Annotated in this window: 18 protein-coding genes; 12 read left to right on the top strand and 6 right to left on the bottom strand. The window is 55.8% G+C overall.

Annotated elements, in window-relative coordinates; translation table 11 throughout:
* Nucleotides 1–128 precede the first annotated feature (128 nt).
* The 12 genes from ACFCTO_RS03010 to ACFCTO_RS02955 all read left to right on the top strand — a co-directional run bounded on the left by ACFCTO_RS03010 (nucleotide 129) and on the right by ACFCTO_RS02955 (nucleotide 11402).
* The gene (locus tag ACFCTO_RS03010; protein ID WP_292260480.1) at nucleotides 129–869 is read left to right on the top strand and encodes a suppressor of fused domain protein; all 741 of its coding nucleotides are present in this window, start codon (nucleotides 129–131) and stop codon (nucleotides 867–869) included.
* Nucleotides 870–896: 27 nt separating this feature from the next.
* On the top strand, nucleotides 897–1709 hold the full coding sequence (locus tag ACFCTO_RS03005) for an FAD binding domain-containing protein (RefSeq protein WP_020309701.1): 813 nt from the start codon (nucleotides 897–899) through the stop codon (nucleotides 1707–1709).
* Nucleotides 1710–1730: 21 nt separating this feature from the next.
* Nucleotides 1731–2519, top strand: a complete 789-nt coding sequence (yqeC, locus tag ACFCTO_RS03000) for a selenium cofactor biosynthesis protein YqeC (RefSeq protein WP_020309702.1) — start codon at nucleotides 1731–1733, stop codon at nucleotides 2517–2519.
* Between the two features lie 30 nt (nucleotides 2520–2549).
* The gene (locus tag ACFCTO_RS02995; protein ID WP_292260474.1) at nucleotides 2550–3428 is read left to right on the top strand and encodes a polysaccharide deacetylase family protein; all 879 of its coding nucleotides are present in this window, start codon (nucleotides 2550–2552) and stop codon (nucleotides 3426–3428) included.
* Nucleotides 3429–3861: 433 nt separating this feature from the next.
* Entirely contained in the window at nucleotides 3862–4884 is a 1023-nt protein-coding gene (gene aroF, locus ACFCTO_RS02990; RefSeq protein ID WP_270401676.1) for a 3-deoxy-7-phosphoheptulonate synthase, read from the top strand.
* Between the two features lie 21 nt (nucleotides 4885–4905).
* A complete protein-coding gene (locus tag ACFCTO_RS02985) occupies nucleotides 4906–5793 on the top strand; it encodes a prephenate dehydrogenase (RefSeq protein WP_499876370.1) in 888 nt (295 codons plus the stop codon).
* Nucleotides 5774–6847: a 3-dehydroquinate synthase gene (gene aroB, locus ACFCTO_RS02980; protein WP_226884072.1), complete on the top strand. Its 1074-nt coding sequence runs from the start codon at nucleotides 5774–5776 to the stop codon at nucleotides 6845–6847. Before ACFCTO_RS02985 ends, aroB begins: the two co-directional genes overlap by 20 nt.
* A complete protein-coding gene (gene aroA / locus ACFCTO_RS02975) occupies nucleotides 6844–8130 on the top strand; it encodes a 3-phosphoshikimate 1-carboxyvinyltransferase (RefSeq protein ID WP_499876369.1) in 1287 nt (428 codons plus the stop codon). The genes aroB and aroA overlap by 4 nt, the downstream gene beginning before the upstream one ends.
* A gap of 1 nt (nucleotide 8131) precedes the next feature.
* Nucleotides 8132–9223: a chorismate synthase gene (gene aroC, locus ACFCTO_RS02970; RefSeq protein ID WP_499876368.1), complete on the top strand. Its 1092-nt coding sequence runs from the start codon at nucleotides 8132–8134 to the stop codon at nucleotides 9221–9223.
* Nucleotides 9223–10101, top strand: a complete 879-nt coding sequence (gene pheA / locus ACFCTO_RS02965) for a prephenate dehydratase (protein WP_499876367.1) — start codon at nucleotides 9223–9225, stop codon at nucleotides 10099–10101. The genes aroC and pheA overlap by 1 nt, the downstream gene beginning before the upstream one ends.
* On the top strand, nucleotides 10076–10906 hold the full coding sequence (locus ACFCTO_RS02960) for a shikimate dehydrogenase family protein (RefSeq protein WP_292260453.1): 831 nt from the start codon (nucleotides 10076–10078) through the stop codon (nucleotides 10904–10906). The genes pheA and ACFCTO_RS02960 overlap by 26 nt, the downstream gene beginning before the upstream one ends.
* Nucleotides 10899–11402: a shikimate kinase gene (locus ACFCTO_RS02955; RefSeq protein WP_020309712.1), complete on the top strand. Its 504-nt coding sequence runs from the start codon at nucleotides 10899–10901 to the stop codon at nucleotides 11400–11402. The genes ACFCTO_RS02960 and ACFCTO_RS02955 overlap by 8 nt, the downstream gene beginning before the upstream one ends.
* A gap of 5 nt (nucleotides 11403–11407) precedes the next feature.
* Here the strand turns inward: ACFCTO_RS02955 and aroD are convergent, their stop codons facing one another.
* The 6 genes from aroD to ACFCTO_RS02925 form a co-directional block, all read right to left on the bottom strand.
* Nucleotides 11408–12154: a type I 3-dehydroquinate dehydratase gene (gene aroD, locus ACFCTO_RS02950; protein ID WP_499876366.1), complete on the bottom strand. Its 747-nt coding sequence runs from the start codon at nucleotides 12152–12154 to the stop codon at nucleotides 11408–11410.
* Between the two features lie 262 nt (nucleotides 12155–12416).
* Nucleotides 12417–12782 (bottom strand): P-II family nitrogen regulator, encoded by a 366-nt coding sequence (locus tag ACFCTO_RS02945; RefSeq protein ID WP_020309714.1) that lies wholly within the window; start codon nucleotides 12780–12782, stop codon nucleotides 12417–12419.
* A gap of 11 nt (nucleotides 12783–12793) precedes the next feature.
* A complete protein-coding gene (locus tag ACFCTO_RS02940; protein WP_499876365.1) occupies nucleotides 12794–14203 on the bottom strand; it encodes an ammonium transporter in 1410 nt (469 codons plus the stop codon).
* Between the two features lie 282 nt (nucleotides 14204–14485).
* Nucleotides 14486–15460, bottom strand: a complete 975-nt coding sequence (locus ACFCTO_RS02935) for an AEC family transporter (protein WP_292300953.1) — start codon at nucleotides 15458–15460, stop codon at nucleotides 14486–14488.
* 74 nt (nucleotides 15461–15534) lie between these two features.
* A complete protein-coding gene (locus tag ACFCTO_RS02930) occupies nucleotides 15535–16728 on the bottom strand; it encodes a M20 metallopeptidase family protein (RefSeq protein WP_020309717.1) in 1194 nt (397 codons plus the stop codon).
* A gap of 98 nt (nucleotides 16729–16826) precedes the next feature.
* On the bottom strand, nucleotides 16827–19907 hold the full coding sequence (locus ACFCTO_RS02925; RefSeq protein ID WP_481324787.1) for an efflux RND transporter permease subunit: 3081 nt from the start codon (nucleotides 19905–19907) through the stop codon (nucleotides 16827–16829).
* Nucleotides 19908–19910: the final 3 nt, after the last annotated feature.

Genomic DNA, 19910 nt, shown 5'->3' with positions numbered 1-19910 from the left:
GAGGGCTAAAAAGTCTATCGTCATGATAGTGGAGAGGGGCTTCGCGTTCGCGGCGCCCCTTTTTGGTTGCCCAGAGCTGGCTCATTTATGTTATAATGAAGCTGAATATAACGAAAAGGGGGGATTCGATGAGTACCTTACCGATTACGTCCTATCGATGGCCTCGCTTTTTTTCCTTGATGGACACCTTGAAGATACAGCGGCCTCACGAGGAATATGGCCGCGCCGTCCAGGCTTATTTCCACAGCCTCTTTCCTCATCGGCAGTGGAGTGTCTTCCAGGACCCGGACGGGACGCCGCTGGCAGTGGACGTAGAGCTCTTATATCCTACGGTAGAAGAACCCTTCTATCTCCTTCATACCATCGGCATGAGTGCCGCTCCCATGCATTACCCGGCTGGCGAATTTGTGACCGGGAAAGAAGGCTACGGCGAACTCTGCCTCATCCTGCCGGCTGATTGGCCCTTCCGCAAGGACCGGGATATTTCCCTAAACGACGAAGAAGCCTGGCCCATCTGGCTGCTCATGGAGCTGGGGCGGTTCCCGCACGTCCATGATGTGTGGATGTCCTATGGCTTTCTCCTGCCCAACTCGGAAAGCCATGAGCCTTTTGCCAGGGATACGGCCCTGTCCGGCCTGGTCATCGTCCAGTTTGAAGGTCAGCTGGGCGGCGTTTCCATGGCCGATGGTACGACGGTGGAACTTCTCATGCCCATCCTTTTATATAAAGAAGAAATGGATTTGTGCAGCGACATCGGCGTCGACGCCCTTGTCGATGCTGTCGTCGATGAATGTGGCGGGTCTTTCCTGCTCAACAAGGACCGGCCGAACGTGGCCCTGGAAGACTGGTTCTTCGACGACATCCCTTAACTAGGCAGAAAGGAGATTTTCAGTATCGTGATTACCAGTACGACGACCCTGGTCCCGGATAATCCGGCCGCAGCCTACGCTGCTTATCGGCAGGCTGCGTCGGCTGTTTTCCTGGCGGGAACGCAGGGCTTGAAATATAAAAAAGACCATTATGACCTGGCTGTCGATTTGTCGAAAGCCGGGATGCAGTATATCGAAGAACGGGAAGACGACATCGTCATCGGCGCCATGACACCGCTTTGGCAGATCAAGATTTCCCCGGTCATCCAGGAGTTTGCCGGCGGAGCCATCAGCAAGGCTATCAGTGACGTAGCCGATAAAAACGTCCAGCGCTACGGCACGCTGGGCGGCGTCATTTCGGGGAAAGCGCCTTTTTCCGTCCTCCTGCCGATCCTCCTGTCCCTCCACGTCGATGTACAGCTGCAGGATAAAGGCTGCATGAGCCTGGATGACTATTTGCACTGCCCGCCCATGGGCGAACTGGTAACGGGCATTTCCATTGCCAAAGAAGCTGTCTATACGGCCTATAAAGCCTATCGCAAGCTGCCGGCAGATGAACCGTATCTGGTCGGTGCCGTCGCCATGCGGGAAGATTCGTGGTGCATCGTCGTCGGCGGCCGTCCCGGCCTGGCTGCCATTGCCCGCTCGGCCAGTGAAGAACTGACGGAAAAGGGCATGGCCGTCAAAGAAAATGTGGCCCATCTGGCCAGTGAAGAACTCGATTTCGGCAATTTCGGCACCTGCTCCGAAGAAGAACGGCGGGCCCTGACCATCGATATGGTCCGCGGCCTCATCAAATCGGCCTGGAAAGGCTATAATCGTTATGTTGTGAAGAAGTGAATTCCAGAAGGGGGTACTTTCATGTTTGAAGATAATCGTTGGCGACGTATGTTGAAACCCGGCATTACGGCTATTGTCGGTGCCGGTGGCAAGACGACCGTATTGGAACGGCTGGGGACTTACGGCCACGGCGGTCATCTGCCGATCATGGTCAGCAGCATCGTTCCCATGGATAGCACGCGTGTCGATAATGTCGAACCCTTTGACGTCATCTGCACGGAAGATATGGAAAAGGGCGAAGCCTTCTGCGCTGAACGCATTGCCGCCGGCCACGTCCCGGCGTGGTTCGCCGGCCTCGACGACCAGGACCGCTATATCGGCCTCGACCCCAAGGTCATCGATGACATCAAGATGCGTCACCCGGCCTGGTACATCCTCATCGAAGGCGATGCAGCCGGCAATAAGTGGCTCAAAGCCCCGCTGGCAGACGATGTGCCCCTGCCGGCTTCCTGCGATACCGTCATCGGTGTCCTCAATTTACAGATGCTGGGCAACGTCATCAGCGCCGAAAAAATCGAAGGCGTCGAAACGGCAGCGGCCATCATGGGCCGTCCTTGCGGCGCTGTCATCACGCCGGCCATGCTGGCCAAGCTCATCAAGCATCCGCGGGGACTGTTCCGCGGCGTGCGCTGCCCACGGATCCTCTTCTGCACGGGCTATAATGCCGTCCAGCACCGCATGACCGAAGCCCTCCTCGACGATTTGGAAGACTTCGACCTGACGGCCAGCGTCCTGGCCGATGGCTATCGGGAAACGTGTACGATACGCCAGTATATTCACTATGGTAATGTCAAAAAGAAACGGATGTAAGCAAAAATGAAACAAAAAGGCAGACTGTTTTTGGGATGTATCTTACTTTTCTTCCTGGCTTCGCTGGGGCTTTTCCTGAATTTCGACCGCGACCGCGTCATGGCAGCGGCCGAAGCCCGGCATATCCCGGTGCCGCAAGTCCTGTCCAACAAACCCGATGTGGCCTTGATAGGCGATGATTTCTCCCTGCCTCCTGTCGATAATGATAAACCGGTGTACGATAAATATACGACCCGGCAGCGTCAGGAAAAGGGCCTGCCCACGACATACGGCAAGACGCGGGATTATTATTATGGTGACAACGTCGTCTATCTGACCTTTGACGACGGCCCGAACGATAAGAATACGTCGCGCATTCTGGATATCCTGAAAAAGGAAAACATCCATGCTACCTTCTTCCTGACCGGCCAGAATGTCGTCCGCTACCCTGATGTGGTCAAGAAAATCTACCAGTCCGGCAATGCCATCGGCGTCCATTCGTATACGCATGATTATAAGAAAATATACGTTTCGCCCAAGGCCTACACGGACGAGCTCTTGCAGACAGAAGAAGAAATTTATAAGATTCTCGGCGTCCGGCCCATCATTTCCCGTGCCCCTGGCGGTACGGAAGGGCACTTCACCAAGGACTTCTGGACGGCTATCAACAACATCGGCTATATCGAAGTCGGCTGGAATGCCTTGACCGGCGATGCTGACGGGACGGGCAAGACAGCCGATAAAGAAGTGGAAAACATTAAGCAGCAGCTGCAATTGCGGCCCTATCTCCATCGCCATCTGGTCATCCTCATGCACGATGCCTATGGCCACGGTGCGACCGTCGACGCCCTGCCGGACATCATCCATCTCCTGAAAGGGCAGGGCTATACGTTCCGCGTCGTCACGACAGCCATTCCGCCTTCTTGGTAAAAGGCATAGATGATATGCGAAAATAGTATACAATATATCCGCCAGTAAAACGATTGTCCGCGGGGATTCTCATATCTATACAGAGAATCCCTGTTTTTTTACCTTGACAATTATTTCCCCGGGGTATACAATGACGACAACGAATTTTTAAATGTTGCACAAGGAGATTTCTATGAACACGTCATTCTTACATCAGGTAATTGAATACGTCTTTACTTATTTTAGCTGGGGCTACCTGTATTTTAGCGCTGGTTATTTTTGCTACGACGAATTCAATAAGACCGATGTAAGCATGAGAAGACTTCCACCTTTTCCGTGCCAGCCGGCTATGGCTGCCTAAGCAAGACGCGAGGAAAAGGCGATAAACGAGAATCTTAGAAGCAGGCTCATGTGAGCCTGCTTTTTTTGTTGCTGGAATGGAGGAAAAAAAGTTATGATCATTGTATTGAAAGCAAACACACCGAAAGAAGAAGCTAAGCAGTTAATTGACCACATTAAATCCAAGGGGCTCCAGGTCGATATCAGTAAAGGCGCCCGTCAGACCGTCATGGGCCTCGTCGGCAATACGGACGTCATCGATGTCGAACAGATCCAGGGTTACGAATGTGTCGACAAGGTCATGCGCGTCGAAGTGCCGTACAAACGGGCTAGCCGGGCTTTCCATCCCCAGGATTCGGTCATTCCCATCGGCAATGGAGACGTCACCATCGGCGGCAAGAAGCTGGCTGTCATCGCCGGTCCTTGCTCCATCGAAACGCCGGATCAGATCGAAGGCGTTGCCTGTGACGTCGCCAAAGCCGGCGCTAACATCCTTCGCGGCGGCGCCTTCAAGCCGCGTACTTCGCCGTACTCCTTCCAGGGCTTAGGCAATAAAGGCCTGGATATGCTCCGCGATGCCGGCCGCAAAGCTAAACTCCCGGTCATTACGGAAATCATGTCGGCCGATAAATTGCCGGTCTTCCTCGAAGATGGCGTCGACATCATCCAGATCGGGGCCCGGAACATGCAGAACTTCGACCTCCTCAAAGCCGTCGGTAAGACGCGCAAGCCGGTCCTACTCAAGCGGGGCCTGAGCGCGACCATCGAAGAATGGCTCATGTCGGCTGAATACATCATGGCCGAAGGCAACCACAACGTCATCCTCTGCGAACGGGGAATCCGGACGTTTGAAACGTACACCCGCAACACCCTCGACTTGAGTGCCGTCCTGGCTGTCAAACGCCAGAGCCACCTGCCCATCGTCGTCGACCCGAGCCATGCGACGGGCAAGCGCTGGATGGTAGCTGACCTGGCCAAAGCCGCCGTTGCTGCCGGGGCTGATGGCTTGATGATCGAAGTCCACAACAACCCGGACAAGGCTTGGTGCGACGGGGCTCAGTCGATTACGCCGGCCATGTTCGCCGACCTCATGGATTCGCTCCGCAAACTGGCACCCGTCGTCGGCCGGGAAATATAAGGGATACAGGGGGAGACAATCATGGATAAGGAAGCTAGTGGTTTTGATACGAAACAGACTGTGGCCATCGTCGGCCTGGGCCTCATCGGCGGTTCCTATGCCCGCGGCCTGCGGCGCATCGGCGTCGGACATATCATCGCCATCGATCCCGATGAAAAAGCCCTCCAGCAGGCTAAGCAGGAAGGCATGGTCGATGAAATCTATACGGCTGGCAGTAAGGCATTGAAGCAGGCGGATCTGGTCATCTTTTGTACGGCCGCCGATGTGATGATACGGTTCCTGGCAGAGAATAAAGCCTTCTTTGCACCGGGGGCGGTCTTGACGGACGTAGCCGGTATCAAAGGAGATACGGCGACGGCCATTGCCGCTCTTCTCCCGGAAGGCGTCGATTTCGTGCCCGGTCACCCCATGGCAGGCCGTGAAGGCCGGGGGTATGCCATGGCCAGTGCCGATATCTTCAACGGTGCCAATTATATACTCGTCCCCATGGCGGGCAACGACGAAGACCATATCCGGGCTGTGAAGGATATGGCCATGGCCCTGGGCTGTTCCCACGTCGTCCGCGTGACGCCGGAAGACCACGACCGCTTCATCGCTTATACCAGCAGCCTGCCCCATGTCCTGGCGACGGCCCTGGTCAACAGCGAATCCATGAATACGCTGACCAAGTATTTTGTAGCCGGCAGTTTCCGCGATGGGACGCGGGTTGCCGACATCAATGCGCCGCTGTGGACCAAGCTGTTCTTATCCAATAAAGACAACCTCTTGTATGAAATCAACCGCTTCAGCGCAGCCCTGCAATCTTTCTCGACCATGCTGGCCGAAGAAGATGCCCAAGGGATGACCCGTTTTTTACAGCAAGCCGCTATGCGGAGAAGGGAATTAGTTCATGAAACACATTCACGTTGATTTAGGAAAAGACTCTTATGATATCCATATTGAAAATGGCCTTCTCGACCGGGCTGGCGATTATATCCGCAACCTGACGAAATCGCGGACCCTGGCCGTCATTACCGACTCGAACGTCGATGCCCTCTACGGACAGCGGCTGGAAACGGCCTTGACCGGTGCCGGCTTCCGCGTCCACCGCCTGGTCTTCCCGGCTGGAGAGGAACATAAATGCGCGGCGACGCTCCTCGACCTCTATCAGCAGCTCTCTGATTCCGGCATTACCCGCAGCGACTACGTCATCACCTTCGGCGGCGGCGTCACTGGCGACCTCGGCGGCTTCGCGGCAGCGACCTTCCTGCGCGGCATTCCCTTTATCCAGATTCCGACGACGATCATTTCCCAAGTCGACAGCAGTGTCGGCGGCAAAGTCGGCATCGACCTTCCCAGCGGCAAGAATCAGGCCGGCAATTTCTACCAGCCCAAAGGCGTCCTCATCGACCCGACCCTTTTACAGACCTTGCCCAAGCGCTTCATCCATGACGGCATGGGCGAAGTCATCAAATACGGCTGCATCCGCGACCTGGCCCTCTTTGAACTCTTAGAGAAACTCGATGATCAGTCTATCTTCGAGCATTGGGAAGAAATCATCGAACGCTGCTGTAAGAGCAAGGCCGACCTCGTCGAACGGGATGTCCTCGATATGGGCGAGCGCATGATCCTCAACTTCGGCCATACCATCGGCCACGCCATCGAAGGCTGTTACGGCTTCGGCCACTACACCCACGGCGAAGGCGTCGCTGCCGGCATGTCCATGCTGACCGGCGTCACCGAAGCCATGGGGCTGACGAAAGCCGGGACGACGGCGCGGCTGCGCAAGGTTCTCGAACAGTACGGACTGCCCACTGATGTCGATGCGTCGGCCGAAGACCTCATCCCTTACATCAGCAACGATAAGAAGATGCGCGGCAATCACATGACTCTCATCATCCTCAAAGAAATCGGCAAGGGCCGCCTGCTGCCGCTGGCTGCGGAAGACCTGCCGAAATACATCCGAAAGAAGGACGCCCAATGAATGTCATCATTACACCACATACCTTACAAGGGACGGTAGAAGCGCCCTCTTCCAAAAGCATCGGCCACCGCGACCTCATCTGCGCGGCTCTGGCCGAAGGGGAAAGCCTGGTCGACAACATTTCCTTATCCCAGGACATCGAAGCGACGTGTGATATCCTGCGGGCCTTAGGTGCCGCCATTACACCTGTCGTATCGCCTCATCCCGGACGGGCTGCCTATCGCGTCCAAGGCGGCTTGAAGCCTCAGGGGCAGCCGCTGGCCGTCGATGCCAATGAATCGGGATCGACCTTGCGCTTCCTCATTCCCGTCGCCATCCTCAGCGGCAATAAGGTTACTTTTTCCGGCAAAGGCCGCCTGGCCAAACGGCCGTTGACGCCGTATTATGAACTCTTTGATGAAAAGGGCATCACTTATGAAACGACGGAAGGCGCCCTGCCCCTGACCGTATCGGGGACCTTGCAGCCCGGGACGTATTCCCTGGCCGGCGATGTCAGTTCCCAGTTCTTCACGGGCCTGCTCATGACCTTGCCCCTTCTCGACGGCGACTCGGTCCTGCGCAGTACGACACCGCTGGAATCGGCCAGCTACGTCGACATGACCATCGACTGCCTGCGCCAGCACGGCATCGTCATTGATAAAGAATGGGACGGCTCCTACCGGATTCCCGGCAACCAGCACTATCGGCCAGGGACCTACGTCGTCGAAGGCGATTATTCCCAGGCCGCTTTCTGGCTCTCTGCCGGCAGCCTGGGCCGGGCTATCTGCTGCACGGGTCTGCGGTCGAAATCGTCCCAGGGCGACGAAGTCATCGTCTCCCTTATCCGCGACATGGGCGGCCAGGTCGAAGGCAAGACGGAATTGACGGCCTGCCCGTCGGACCTGGTTGGCCGGGTCATCGACGTCGAAGACTGCCCGGACCTGGTCCCGGTTCTGACCGTCCTGGCTTCCTGTGCCAAAGGCATTACCCGCATCATCCATGCCGGCCGGGTGCGGCTGAAAGAATGTGACCGCCTGCACGCCATGGCTACGGAACTCAACAAAATCGGCGGCGACGTCGAAGAAGAGGCAGAAGGCCTCATCATCCACGGCGTTGGCCGCTTTACCGGTGGTACGGTCAGCGGTTGGAACGACCATCGCATCGCCATGGCCCTGGCCGTCGCGTCTCAGCGCTGCAGCCAGCCGCTGCGCATCGAAGGGGCCGAATGTGTCCGCAAATCGTATCCGGAATTCTGGCAGGATTTCCAGGCATTAGGCGGCATCATCCAAAAGGAGGGGGAGTAAAATGAATACCTTTGGAAAAACGATCGGCCTTACGATTTTCGGTGAATCTCACGGCCTTTCTATCGGCGCCGTCCTCGACGGCCTGCCGTCGGGCGAGGCCATCGACTGGGACGCCGTTCGGACCGAAATGGCCCGCCGCGCGCCGGGGAAGAATAAAATGTCCACGGCCCGCTCGGAAAAAGATGCCTTTGAAGTGCAAAGCGGCTTTTTCAACGGCCATACGACGGGGACGCCGCTGTGCGCTATCATCCGCAACAGTGACCAGCACTCGCGGGATTACGACCAGCTGCGCCACATCATGCGGCCTGGCCATGCCGATTATTCCGGCAAGATACGCTATGGCGGTTTCAACGATTACCGCGGCGGCGGCCACTTCTCAGGCCGTCTGACGGCGCCCCTGGTCTTTGCCGGTGCCGTCGCTTCGCAGATACTGGCCCGCCACGGCATCACTGTAGGCTCCCATATCCTGCGCCTGGCCGGCATCGCCGACAAGCCCTTTGATGCTGCCGGGGAAACAGCAGAAACCCTGCAGGCGCTGAAAAAAGAAACACTGCCCGTCCTCGATAAGGCCCAGGCCGGCCCGATGGAAGAAAAAATCCTGGAGGCCAAGAACGACCTCGATTCGGTCGGCGGCGTCATCGAATGTATGGTGACAGGTCTTCCTGCCGGCATCGGTGACCCGTTCTTCGACTCCGTCGAAAGCCAACTCAGTCACATGATGTTCTCCGTACCGGCCGTCAAGGGCATCGAATTCGGCGACGGCTTCGCCCTGGCAGACCTCCGCGGCTCCCAGGCCAACGACGCCTTTTATTACGATGGCGATGCCGTCAAGACCCGGACCAACCACAACGGAGGCATCAACGGCGGCATCACCAACGGCATGCCCGTCGTCTTCCGCCTGGCCGTCAAGCCGACGGCGTCGATCAGCCAGAAACAGGAAACCATCGACACGGACACGAAGGAAAACTGCGACCCCGTCATCAAGGGCCGCCACGATCCCTGCATCGTCCAGCGCGCCATTCCCGTCGTCGAAGCGGCCGCTGCCTGGGCCATCCTCGACGTCTGCCTGTCGGAGAAAGGGCGGTGCTGGTAATGGATGCGTCTGAAGATATGCCATTGAACATCGCCTGTTTCGGCCAGCCCGGCTCGTATACGTATGAAGCCATGAAGTCCTATTTTGCCGGCAAGAATATTTTGCCTGCTTATGGCTCTCACTTTGAAGACGTCGTTCAGGCCGTTGCTACCCGGCAGGCCCGCTACGGCGTCCTGCCCATCGAGAATTCGTCGACTGGCGGCATCACCGACGTATATGACCTCATCCATCGTTACGACTGCTGCGTCGTCGGAGAAAAATATGTCAAAGTAGAGCATTGCCTCTTGACCCTGCCAGGGACGAAACTCGAAGACATCCGCGAAGTCTATTCTCATCCGCAGGGACTCAACCAGTGCCGGAGTTACCTCAAACACCACGGCGAATGGCAGCTCCACCCCTATTTCAGTACCTCTCAGAGTGCCGAACAGGTTCAAAAAATGGGGGACCCCCATATCGCTGCCATTGCCAACAAGACGGCAGCTGATATGTACGGCCTCGATGTCCTGGTGGAACATATTAATGACAATACCATGAATTATACGCGGTTCTTCATCATCGCCGCCGATATGGAACAGTCGCCAGAGGCCGACAAGATCACCCTGGTCCTGACGACACAGCACCGGCCAGGCGCCTTGTATCACGTCCTGGGCTACTTCTTCTATAACGGCATGAACATGACTCATCTGGAATCGCGGCCCCTCAAGGGCCGGCCCTTTGAATACTTTTTCCACATCGACGTCATGGGCAACCTGCGCAATCCGGCGACATCCCGGGTCCTGCGCAATTTGGCAGAACACTGCAATTATTTTAAAATCTTAGGGAATTACGTATCCGACCAAGGAGGAAATGTAGATGAAATTAGGCGTCATCGGGGCTAAGTTAGGTCATACGGCTTCCCCAGCTATCCACGAAAAATTATTCAGGATTTTACAGGTCGAAGGGCAGCATCAGTACGGCGTCTTAGAAATGGACCGCAGCGATATCCCAAATGAACTTCAGCGCCTGCGCGACGAAGGGTATACGGGGGCCAATGTCACCATTCCCTACAAACTCGACGTCATGCCGTACTTGACGGATATTTCCCGCGAAGCCCGCATCATCGGAGCTGTCAACACGCTCCATTTTACAGATAACGGGATTTTTGGCTATAATACAGACTACAGCGGCTTCGGTCGCTCCCTGGAACATGCCGGTATCGGCATCCAAAAGAAGGACTGCGTCGTCCTCGGTTCTGGTGGCGCTGCCCGGGCCATCATCCAGTATTTGTCCGACAGCGGAGCCAAGTCGATTACCGTCGTATCCCGCCATCCTCACTCGAAGACGGAATTCGATGCGTTCACCAAAAAAATCGGTGCCGATACCATCGATTATGAGGACTTTGAATATTCTCAGGGCGGCGACGTCCTGGTCAACTGCACGCCAGTCGGCATGTTCCCTGACGTCAACGGCTGCCCTGCATCGGAACGTATCATCGCCGCCTTTCCGGCTGTCGTCGATATCGTCTATAATCCGAAAGACACGCAGATTTTGCAGGCCGCCCGTCGCCACGGCGCCAAGACCCTGAACGGCATGTACATGCTCGTCGCGCAGGCCATCGGTTCGGAAGAAATCTGGATGGGCCGGACTATCGATTCGTCTGTGATTGAACAAATTGCCAAGGAGATGGAATCTTATTATGAATGATAAGGTCAATATTGTCCTCATCGGCATGCCTGGATGCGGTAAGAGTACTTTAGGGAAAGCTTTGGCGAAACGCTTAGGACGTGATTTCTACGACGCCGACGACGTCATCGTAGAACAGGAAGGTAAAACCATCCCGGAACTCTTTGCCGTCAGTGAAGACTGCTTCCGCGATGCCGAAGTCCGAGCCAGTCGTACGCTGGCTGCCAAGCAGGGCGTTATCATTGCCTGTGGCGGCGGCGTCATCAAACGTCCGGAAAATATGGCTATTTTAAAAAAGACGGGCAAAGTATTTTTCATCGACCGTTCACCAGATGATATCGTCTCCGATGTAGATGTAGCTGTCCGCCCCTTATTAAAAGAGGGCCGGCAGAAAGTCTACCGGCTCTACGAAGAACGCATCACACTTTACCGTGAAGCGGCTGATTATTGCATTGTCAATGATAAAAGCATGGAAGAAGTACTCTATGCCCTTGAAGCACTAATCAGAAATATATGAAGGCCTCAGTGAAGGGCCCGCAGGATTTGTTGCAATGTCGTGACTTCCAGCTGGCCCGGTGCAGAGGCTTTTTTAGCCGAACCGAAGGTCAGGGCAGAGCCGAAGATTTCCCCGCTGATGCGGCTGATGGCGCCGAGTTTGCCCATGGACATGGTGATGATCGGTTCATCGGGGTACTGGGATTTGACGGCTTCTGTTGCCGACAAGAGGGTCAGGACGTCTTTAGCCGAGTTCGGCATGCAGGCCAGTTTGGCCACATCGGCGCCGAGTTTCTTCATGCCCATGAGGCGGCCGGTGATTTCATCGAAAGACGGTGTCTTGTCGAAGTCATGGTTGCTCATGATGACCGTTACGCCGTGTTCTTTCGCAACGGCCAGGATTTTTTCGATGCTGGCGCGGTCGCGGAAGTATTCGACGTCGACGGCATCGACTTTACCGCTTTTAATAGCGTAGCCGATGAGGTCGAAATAGTAGCTTTCAGGAACTTCCGTTTCGCCACCTTCTTCTTTAGTACGGAACGTGAACAGGATAGCGCCGTTTGGCAATTCCTGGCGGACAGCGGCCAAAGCTTCGCCGACAGCGTCGAGGGACGTGACGTCTTTCAAGAAGTCGATGCGCAGTTCGACGACGTCGTAGATTTTATCCTGGAGATAGCGGCATTCCTGGACGAGTTCGTTCGTAGAATGACCGACAAGGGGGACACAGATTTTAGGCATGCCATTGTCGAGGGCAACATTGCCGATTTTGACCATACGTTGAATTCCTCCTCTTGTGAGTAGTTGCAGTGGATTTTTCTTTCATGACGCTATTATAGCGCAAAAATGATAAGTTGTTAGCCCCTAATAACAAAAAGCGGGGCCGTCATACGAAGATTTATATCATCATGCGAAACACCTTGTGCTTTATAGTTTGTAGAAAAGACCTTTAAATTTAAACCCATCCGCTAACAACTAACAACTAGCCACTAACAACTTGAAAGGGGCTGTCGTCTATGCGACAGCCCCTTTTGTACACTCACTTTTCGTCCATGATGGCGATAGGTCCTCGTTCGCCTGTCCGGATGCGGACGGCATCGTTCAGGCGGTAGATGAAGATCTTGCCGTCGCCCGGTTTGCCTGTCTTGCAGACTTTCTGGGCGACTTCGACGACTTTGTCGACCGGCACTTCACAGACGACCGTTTCGACTTTGATGCCTGGCAGGAGGTTGATGTTGTACCGCTGGCCGCGGTAGACTTCGACGTAGCCTTTCTGGAGGCCGCAGCCGAAGACCTGGCTGACAGTCATGCCCATGACACCGATGTTGTTCAGGGCTTCTTTGAGCTCTTCCAATTTACTCGGACGAGTGATGATTTCTACTTTTGTAATCGGATGTTCTTCCATTCGTATCACCTCTATAAGTTACGACCGTTAATGCCTGCGGTGTTGACGGCGGCATTGTCCAAGGATGCATTGCCGAGCGGCGTCGCCGGCGTTTCGCCGAAGGGGCTGCCGGACATGATAGCATAATTATAACCCCGTTCGCCGTGTTCGCCAATGTCCAGGCCTGTGATTTCTTCATTCTTATCGGTGCGGACCGTCATGAAGAGGCTGATGATCTTGAAGATGATGAACGTGCCGACAATGGCCAGGGCGTAAGCGACGACAGTGGAAATAATCTGAGCGACGAGCAGATCCGAGCTGCCGTAGAAGAGGCCGTCAGCCCCGGCCGGGTTGACTTCCGTCGTAGCCCAGATGCCGGTGGCGATGGAGCCCCATGTACCGCCGATACCGTGGATACCGAAGGCGTCGAGGGAATCGTCGTAACCGAGTTTAGCTTTGACGACGGCGACGGCGAAGTAGCAGATGATACCGCCGACAGCGCCGATAATCAAGGCCGGCAGGGGAGCGACGAAGCCGGCTGCCGGTGTGATGGCAACCAAGCCGGCGATGCAGCCCGAAGCGGCGCCGAGGATGGTCGGTTTACCCTGGACAATCCATTCGACAGCGACCCAGGTGACCGTAGCTGCAGCGGCAGCGGCCTGAGAAGCGATGAACGCGCTGGCAGCCAGTGCGTTGGCGCCGAGAGCACTGCCGGCGTTGAAACCGAACCAGCCGAACCAGAGGAGGGCTGCGCCGAGGACGGTCATAGGCAGGTTATGCGGAACCATGGGGATTTTCCCATAGCCATAGCGTTTGCCCAGGAGGACGCAGAGGGTCAGGCCCGAAACACCGGAGAGGATGTGGATGACCAGGCCGCCGGCGAAGTCGAGGGCACCGAGTTTAGCCAGGAAGCCGCCGCCCCAGACCCAGTGTGCCATGGGGTTGTAGATGAAGATAGCCCAGAGCAGGATGAAGACGACGAAAGCGTGGAACTTCATGCGTTCGGCGAAAGCGCCGGTGATCAGGGCCGGTGTGATGACGGCGAACATGCACTGGAAGGCGACGAAAGCCATTTCCGGAATCGTCCCGTTTTCCAGGACAGCCATGCCGACGCCGGTAAGACCGACTTTATCAAGAGAACCGATGAAACCATTAATATCCGTACCGAAGGTCATGGCATAGCCGATGAGGATCCATTCTACGGAAATCATGGCGACGATGAAGAAGCTCTGCATAATCGTCGTCAAGACGTTCTTGTTGCGGACCATGCCGCCGTAGAAGAAGCCAAGGCCCGGTGTCATGATGAATACCAGGGCTGCGCTGATGAGGACCCAGGCCGTATCGCCTGTATCGATCGTCCCCGGATCGGAAGCGAAGGCTGCCGGCGCTGCCATGAGCAGACACGGGAGCAGCACTCCTAAACGTGACCATAATTTTTTCATAATTCCCAACCTCCTGACAAATAAAAAAGATGCCTTTCCTGATGGAACCATCAGGGAAAAGACATCATTGTCTACTGTCATATTTTATTATCGCCAGAATATACGAAAAGCCTGGGAAGATAGTTTATGCTCTCTCTTTCCAGGCTCCTTTGCCGCTTCTATTCTGTTGATGAAATTATTATATAAGTAAAAACGCGTCATGTCAATAACTTTTTTTGAAATTCTTTCAATAAAAGTTAGGATATATTGATTTTAGTAACGAACAGATAAAAAGTATATCATTCAGACGAAAAGAATGTGCCCCAGGAAAATATAGAAAGTCAGGGATACGGCGCTCAGGGCCGTCGTGTTCATGACGACCTGCGTGGCGTAATCGGGGTTGTTATCGAACTCGATGGCAAACAGGGCCGTATTGACGGCCGTCGGGATGGCACAGTAGATGAGGAAGACCGTGGCACTGACGGCTGTGAACGTGCTGGGCCGGAAGGCATTGGCCAGGTAGATCATGGCCAGGCCGATGAGGGGCAGGGCCGTCATCTTGAGGATGCTGACAATCCAGACGTCCTTGTCGAGCCATTGGATCTTCGTCTGCGACAACTGGGCACCGATGCTGACCATGGCCAGGGGCAGGAGGGCCTTGCTGGCCATATCCATGATAGGCCACAGGAAGAAGTCCTTGGCGTCCCAGCCGACGTAGCGGGCGATGAGGGCCGCAGCCAGGACATAGAGTAGGGGCATGTGGAACATAACAGATAGCGTATCCCTGGCCGTCAGGCGGCCCCGGCCGGCCTGATAGAGGCCGAGCGTGTTGAGGGAAATGCTCTGGATCATGAAGATGATGATCTGTACGACCATAGCTTCGGCCAGATACGGCGTCTGGCCGTTGACGACGAAGGGGTCGTGGGAAAAGACGAGGATGATCAGGGCGACACCGAGATTTCCCGTGTTGTTGAACATGAAGGCATTGCGGCACGATTCCAGCATGGCTGCATCGTAGTGGCGGATATGGCCGACGATGTTGGCGATGACGAAGCAGATGACCATGAAGATGGCGATGGCCGCGATGATGTTGATGCTCGTCGCCGGGAATTGCGTCGTATAGATATTGGTAAAGATGAAACTGGGGATGACCAGGAAAAACATGAGCTTCGATAAGGTCTTTACGTCGAGGTGAAATTTCTTATCGAGGAAATAACCGAGGACGACGAGAAAGAAAATGGGAAGCATCGTGTGTTCGATGATGAACCAGAATACCATGAGGGGTATCACTCCTTTTTCAAGATGGATACCCCTCATTATACGCTCAATATGGAATTAGACAACTGGGAAGCTCAGGCATAACTTTCAAAGTAATAGACGATGGTGAGCATCGTTTCGCACATGTACTTCAAGGCGTTGCTGTCCCAATGGAATTCCGGCGAATGGCCGATGACCGGCGCGTCGCTGTAGACGCCGACGTAGTAGAACGAGCTGGGCACGGCGGCGCTGAAATAAGCGAAGTCTTCCGAGCCGGAGCCGCGCTTCAAGGGGACCAGGTCGACGCGGTGGGAACAGTGGTCCTGGAGGATGTGGACGACCCGGTCGGTGACGCCGTCGTCATTGACGCAGACTGGCGAGAAGGGGACGACGTCCAGGTCGAAGGTGCCGCCGTAAGTGGTAGTGACATTTTTCAGGATGGCCTGAATGGCGTCGAGGATGCGTTTCCGCTTTTCTTCGTTATATGTCCGCAGGGTCCCTTTCAGTTCGGCCGTTTCCGGGATGACGTTCGGGTTGTGGCCGGCCTGGAACTGGCCGAAGGTGAGGACGACGCCGTCGCCGTCGGCATGGCAGTTGTAGACGAAGTTCTGGATGGACTGGATGATGTCGATGCCCATCTGGATGGGGCTGATGCACAGGGACGGCTGGGAGCCGTGGCCGCCGCGGCCGTGGAGGGTGATGGTGAAGTCGTCACAGGACGCCGAAATCTCACCGCGGCCGATGCCGACGTACCCCTTGGGCAGGCTGCCGGCGACGTGCAGGCCCAGGGCATAGTCGACGCGGGGGTTGTTGAGGATGCCGGCGTCGATCATGCGGGCGGCGCCGCCGTTGCCTTCTTCTGCCGGCTGGAAGGCCAGGCGGATCGTGCCGCGCAGGCAGTCTTTGTGCTTGTTGAGGATTTTGGCGACGCCCAGGAGATTGGCTGCATGGCCGTCATGGCCGCAGGCGTGCATGACGCCGTCGACGAGGGACGAATAAGGGCAGTCGAATTTTTCCGTCAGCGGCAGGGCGTCGATATCGGCCCGCAAGAGGATGACCGGACCGGGCAGGGCGCCGTGGATCAGGCCGGTGACGCCTGTGCCGGCGATGATTTTAACGTCTTCGATGCCCATGAGGGACAGTTCCTGGAAAATCGTCTTGCACGTATCGAATTCTTTTTCACTCAATTCCGGATGGGCATGGAAATATTCGCGCATTTCCATCATATAAGGTAAAGTCTTGCGCACGGCTTCGTGAATATTAAATGTCGGTGTGTATCTATCGTTCATAGGTCAGTCCTCCTTCATTGAGCCCGATGCATTTTCTATATATGTATATATTATTCTATAATAAAACAAAAAATCCTGCCACCAGGGCAGGACTTTTTTTAGGCACTCTTTCGTCGGAACAGGCTGTGCTTTTCCATGAAGACGAAAAGAATCGGGATAATGACCAGTGTGAAGACTGTCGATGTCAGCAGGCCGCCGATGACGACGACGGCCATACTGGCCCGCGTTTCCGCCCCGGCCGTCATGGACAGGGCCGTAGGCAGCATGCCGACGACCATGGTCAGGGTGGTCATGAAGATAGGACGCAGCCGGACGCGGCCGGCCTGGATGACGGCGCTGCGCGGGTCCAGGCCCTGTTCGTGCATGAGGGTCAGCGTATAGTCCAGGAGGAGCGTCCCATTCTTGGCGACCAGGCCATCCATGACCAGGATGCCGATGAGGGAATAGAGGTTCAGCGTATTATTGGTCAAGAAGAGCAGGAACAGGGAGCCGATGAGGCCCAGCGGCAGCGAGAACATGCGGATGAATGGCGTCTTGACCGATTCATAGAGGATGGCCAGGATCATGAATATCAGGATGAGCGACAGGAGCAGGGCTTCGCCCAAGTCCGTGAAGGTCGTCGTCATCTGGTCGGCCTGGCCGGTGAAGCGGAAAGTCACGCCGTGCAGGTCCATGGCGTTCAGGTGATTCGTCACATCCTGGATGACCTCGTTCAGCGGCCGTCCCTGAGGCGAGCCGCCGAGGGTGATGCTCCGTTCCTTGTCAGTCCGGCGGATCGTCACCGGTCCTGTCCCGGCCTGGACCTTGGCTACGTCGGCGATGTAAATGATGTGGCCGTTGACGTTGAGGGGAATCGTTTCCAAGTCGGACAGGCGGAAGGCGTCGGCCCCTTTGAGGCGGACGTAGATATCCGTGTCGTTGTTGTCGTTTTTGGCGTCATTGGCCAGGACGCCGGCTTTCTGGCCGCTGATGGCATTGGAAAAGGTGTCGTTCAGATCGCTCAGGGACGTGCCGTATTGTTTCAGCTTATTGCGGTCGACGACGAGCTGGTATTCGGGCATGCCGTCCTGGTAGGAGCTGCTGATGTCGCGCAGGCCGGCGATGTCGGTCTTCATCATCTGTTCGATAGCCCGTGACTGGGCCAGCAGGGCCTCGCTGTCCTTGCCGCGCAGTTCCAGGCGAAGGTTGCCTGAACCGCCGCCGAAGCCGCCTGTCGTCCCGGATACGGAAGCCTGGGCTTCTTTGACCCGGACGTCGCCGTCATAGATGTGGTCCGCAGCAAAGCGGCGTACGTCGTTGGTAACTTGCCATATCGTCCGCGACCGGTCGCGCCGGTCTTTCAGCGTTACCTGGATATTGGCCTGGTTCAGGCTCTTGCCGCCAATCATCGACGTATAGTACGTGACTTCCGGGACCGTCTTCAAGTAATCTTCGAGCTGGCGCGCTACTTTATCCGTCCGCGTCAGATTGGCATTGGTCGGCAGTTCGACGGTGATGCGGAAACTGCTTTCGTCAGTCTGGGGCATGAATTCCGAACCGACCAGGCCCGTCGGGATCAGGGCCGCTGCGGCGATGAACAGGACCATGACGGGGATGACCAGCTTTTTGGCGTGATCCAGGCTCCAGGTCAGGATAGACGTATAGTGGTTGCGGGCGCTTTCTTCGATGGCGTCCATTTTATGCCAAATCGGTTTGTCCGGGATTTTCAGGCCCAGGCGGAACAGGCGCGATGCCAGCATCGGCGTCAGCGTAAAGGAAACGAAGAGGGAAAAGAGTGTGGCAAAGACGATGGTCAGGCCGAACTGTTTGAAATACTGGCCGACCATGCCCGTCATGAAGGCAATAGGCAGGAAAACGATGACATCGCAGAGGGTGATGGCGATAGCAGCCATGCCAATTTCCGACCGGCCGTGAAGGGCTGCTGATTTTGGTGCTTCGCCCTGCATGAGGTGGCGGTGGATGTTTTCCAATACGACAATCGAGTCGTCGACGAGGATGCCGATGCACAGGGCCATGCCCATGAGGGACATCATGTTAAAGGTGAAGCCGGCCAGGTACATGGCAAAAAAAGTAGAAATCAGGGATGTCGGAATGGCAATCATGACGGCCAGCGTCGACCGCCAGCCCCGGAGGAAGAAGAACAGGACCAGCCCTGTCGTGCACAGGCCTTCGATGAGGGTCTGCAAGGTATTGTGCAGGGAATTGCGGATATACGAAGCCGATTCATTGGTAATGGTAAAGGTATAGTCCGGATTGTCCTGGCGCAGTTCGTCCAGCTTTTTGGTTACATTGTCGACCGTGTTGACGACGTTGGCATCGCTGTTCTTGTAAATGGCCATGACGACAGCATCGTCGCCGTTGACGCGGGCATAACGCGTGACCCGCTGGTCCTGGCGCTTGATGGAGGCGACCGCCGTAATGGGAATCTTGGCACCCTTGGCATTGGTGACCTGAATCTGGGACAGTTCGCTTTCATCGGCGTACTGGGCTTTGACGCGGACGTCCGTCGTCGTGCCTGACGAATAAATCGTCCCCGACGGCATGAGGACGTTTTCCGCTTTCAAGGCTTTGACGACTTCTGCCAGGGTCATATCGTAGTGGATGAGCTTGTCCTTGTCGATTTCGACGGCGATTTCCTTATCACGGCCGCCGTTGAGCTCGATTTCCGAGACGCCATCGGCCTGCTGGAGGACATCTTGGAAATCATTTTCTGTCTTGCTGTAGATATCGTCCAGGGAGTGGGAAGATTGGACGGCGACGTACATGATCGGCGTCGCGTTGACGTCGCGCTTGATGACGACTGGCTCGTCGATATCGTCAGGCAGGCTGCCGCGGATGGCATTGATTTTTTTCGTAGCGTCGATGGCTGCCGCATCGGCATTGGCCGAAAAATCAAGCTCCAGCGTAATCCGGGCCTGGCCGTACGATGCCGTCGACGTCATATGTTTTAAATTAGACACAGAAGACAGAGCGTCTTCGGCAGGCTTGACGACCTGCTGTTCGACGGAATCGGCATTGGCACCGGGGTAGGAAATGGACACGGTGACGTACGGTGTGTTCAAGGCCGGCAGCAGTTCAACGCCGATGCGGTAGAAACTGAACAGGCCGAGGACGACGAAGAAGGCGATGACCATAGTGATGCCGATAGGGCGGTCGATAGAAAACTTAGTCAAATTCATGAC

Origin of the sequence: Megasphaera indica (assembly GCF_046614755.1) — a bacterium.
GTDB classification, from domain to species: Bacteria; Bacillota; Negativicutes; order Veillonellales; family Megasphaeraceae; genus Megasphaera; species Megasphaera intestinihominis.
This window is presented reverse-complemented; position numbering and strand designations above follow the sequence as displayed.

Coding starts and splice junctions, on each gene's coding strand:
- ACFCTO_RS02955 (WP_020309712.1), top strand. CDS start 10,899: ATGAATGATAAGGTCAATATTGTCCTCATCGGCATGCCTGGATGCGGT.
- ACFCTO_RS02960 (WP_292260453.1), top strand. CDS start 10,076: ATGAAATTAGGCGTCATCGGGGCTAAGTTAGGTCATACGGCTTCCCCA.
- aroB (WP_226884072.1), top strand. CDS start 5,774: ATGAAACACATTCACGTTGATTTAGGAAAAGACTCTTATGATATCCAT.
- pheA (WP_499876367.1), top strand. CDS start 9,223: ATGGATGCGTCTGAAGATATGCCATTGAACATCGCCTGTTTCGGCCAG.
- aroA (WP_499876369.1), top strand. CDS start 6,844: ATGAATGTCATCATTACACCACATACCTTACAAGGGACGGTAGAAGCG.
- ACFCTO_RS02930 (WP_020309717.1), bottom strand. CDS start 16,728: ATGAACGATAGATACACACCGACATTTAATATTCACGAAGCCGTGCGC.
- ACFCTO_RS02935 (WP_292300953.1), bottom strand. CDS start 15,460: ATGGTATTCTGGTTCATCATCGAACACACGATGCTTCCCATTTTCTTT.
- ACFCTO_RS02985 (WP_499876370.1), top strand. CDS start 4,906: ATGGATAAGGAAGCTAGTGGTTTTGATACGAAACAGACTGTGGCCATC.
- ACFCTO_RS03010 (WP_292260480.1), top strand. CDS start 129: ATGAGTACCTTACCGATTACGTCCTATCGATGGCCTCGCTTTTTTTCC.
- aroC (WP_499876368.1), top strand. CDS start 8,132: ATGAATACCTTTGGAAAAACGATCGGCCTTACGATTTTCGGTGAATCT.
- aroF (WP_270401676.1), top strand. CDS start 3,862: ATGATCATTGTATTGAAAGCAAACACACCGAAAGAAGAAGCTAAGCAG.
- ACFCTO_RS02925 (WP_481324787.1), bottom strand. CDS start 19,907: ATGAATTTGACTAAGTTTTCTATCGACCGCCCTATCGGCATCACTATG.
- aroD (WP_499876366.1), bottom strand. CDS start 12,154: ATGGTCAAAATCGGCAATGTTGCCCTCGACAATGGCATGCCTAAAATC.
- ACFCTO_RS02940 (WP_499876365.1), bottom strand. CDS start 14,203: ATGAAAAAATTATGGTCACGTTTAGGAGTGCTGCTCCCGTGTCTGCTC.
- ACFCTO_RS02945 (WP_020309714.1), bottom strand. CDS start 12,782: ATGGAAGAACATCCGATTACAAAAGTAGAAATCATCACTCGTCCGAGT.
- yqeC (WP_020309702.1), top strand. CDS start 1,731: ATGTTTGAAGATAATCGTTGGCGACGTATGTTGAAACCCGGCATTACG.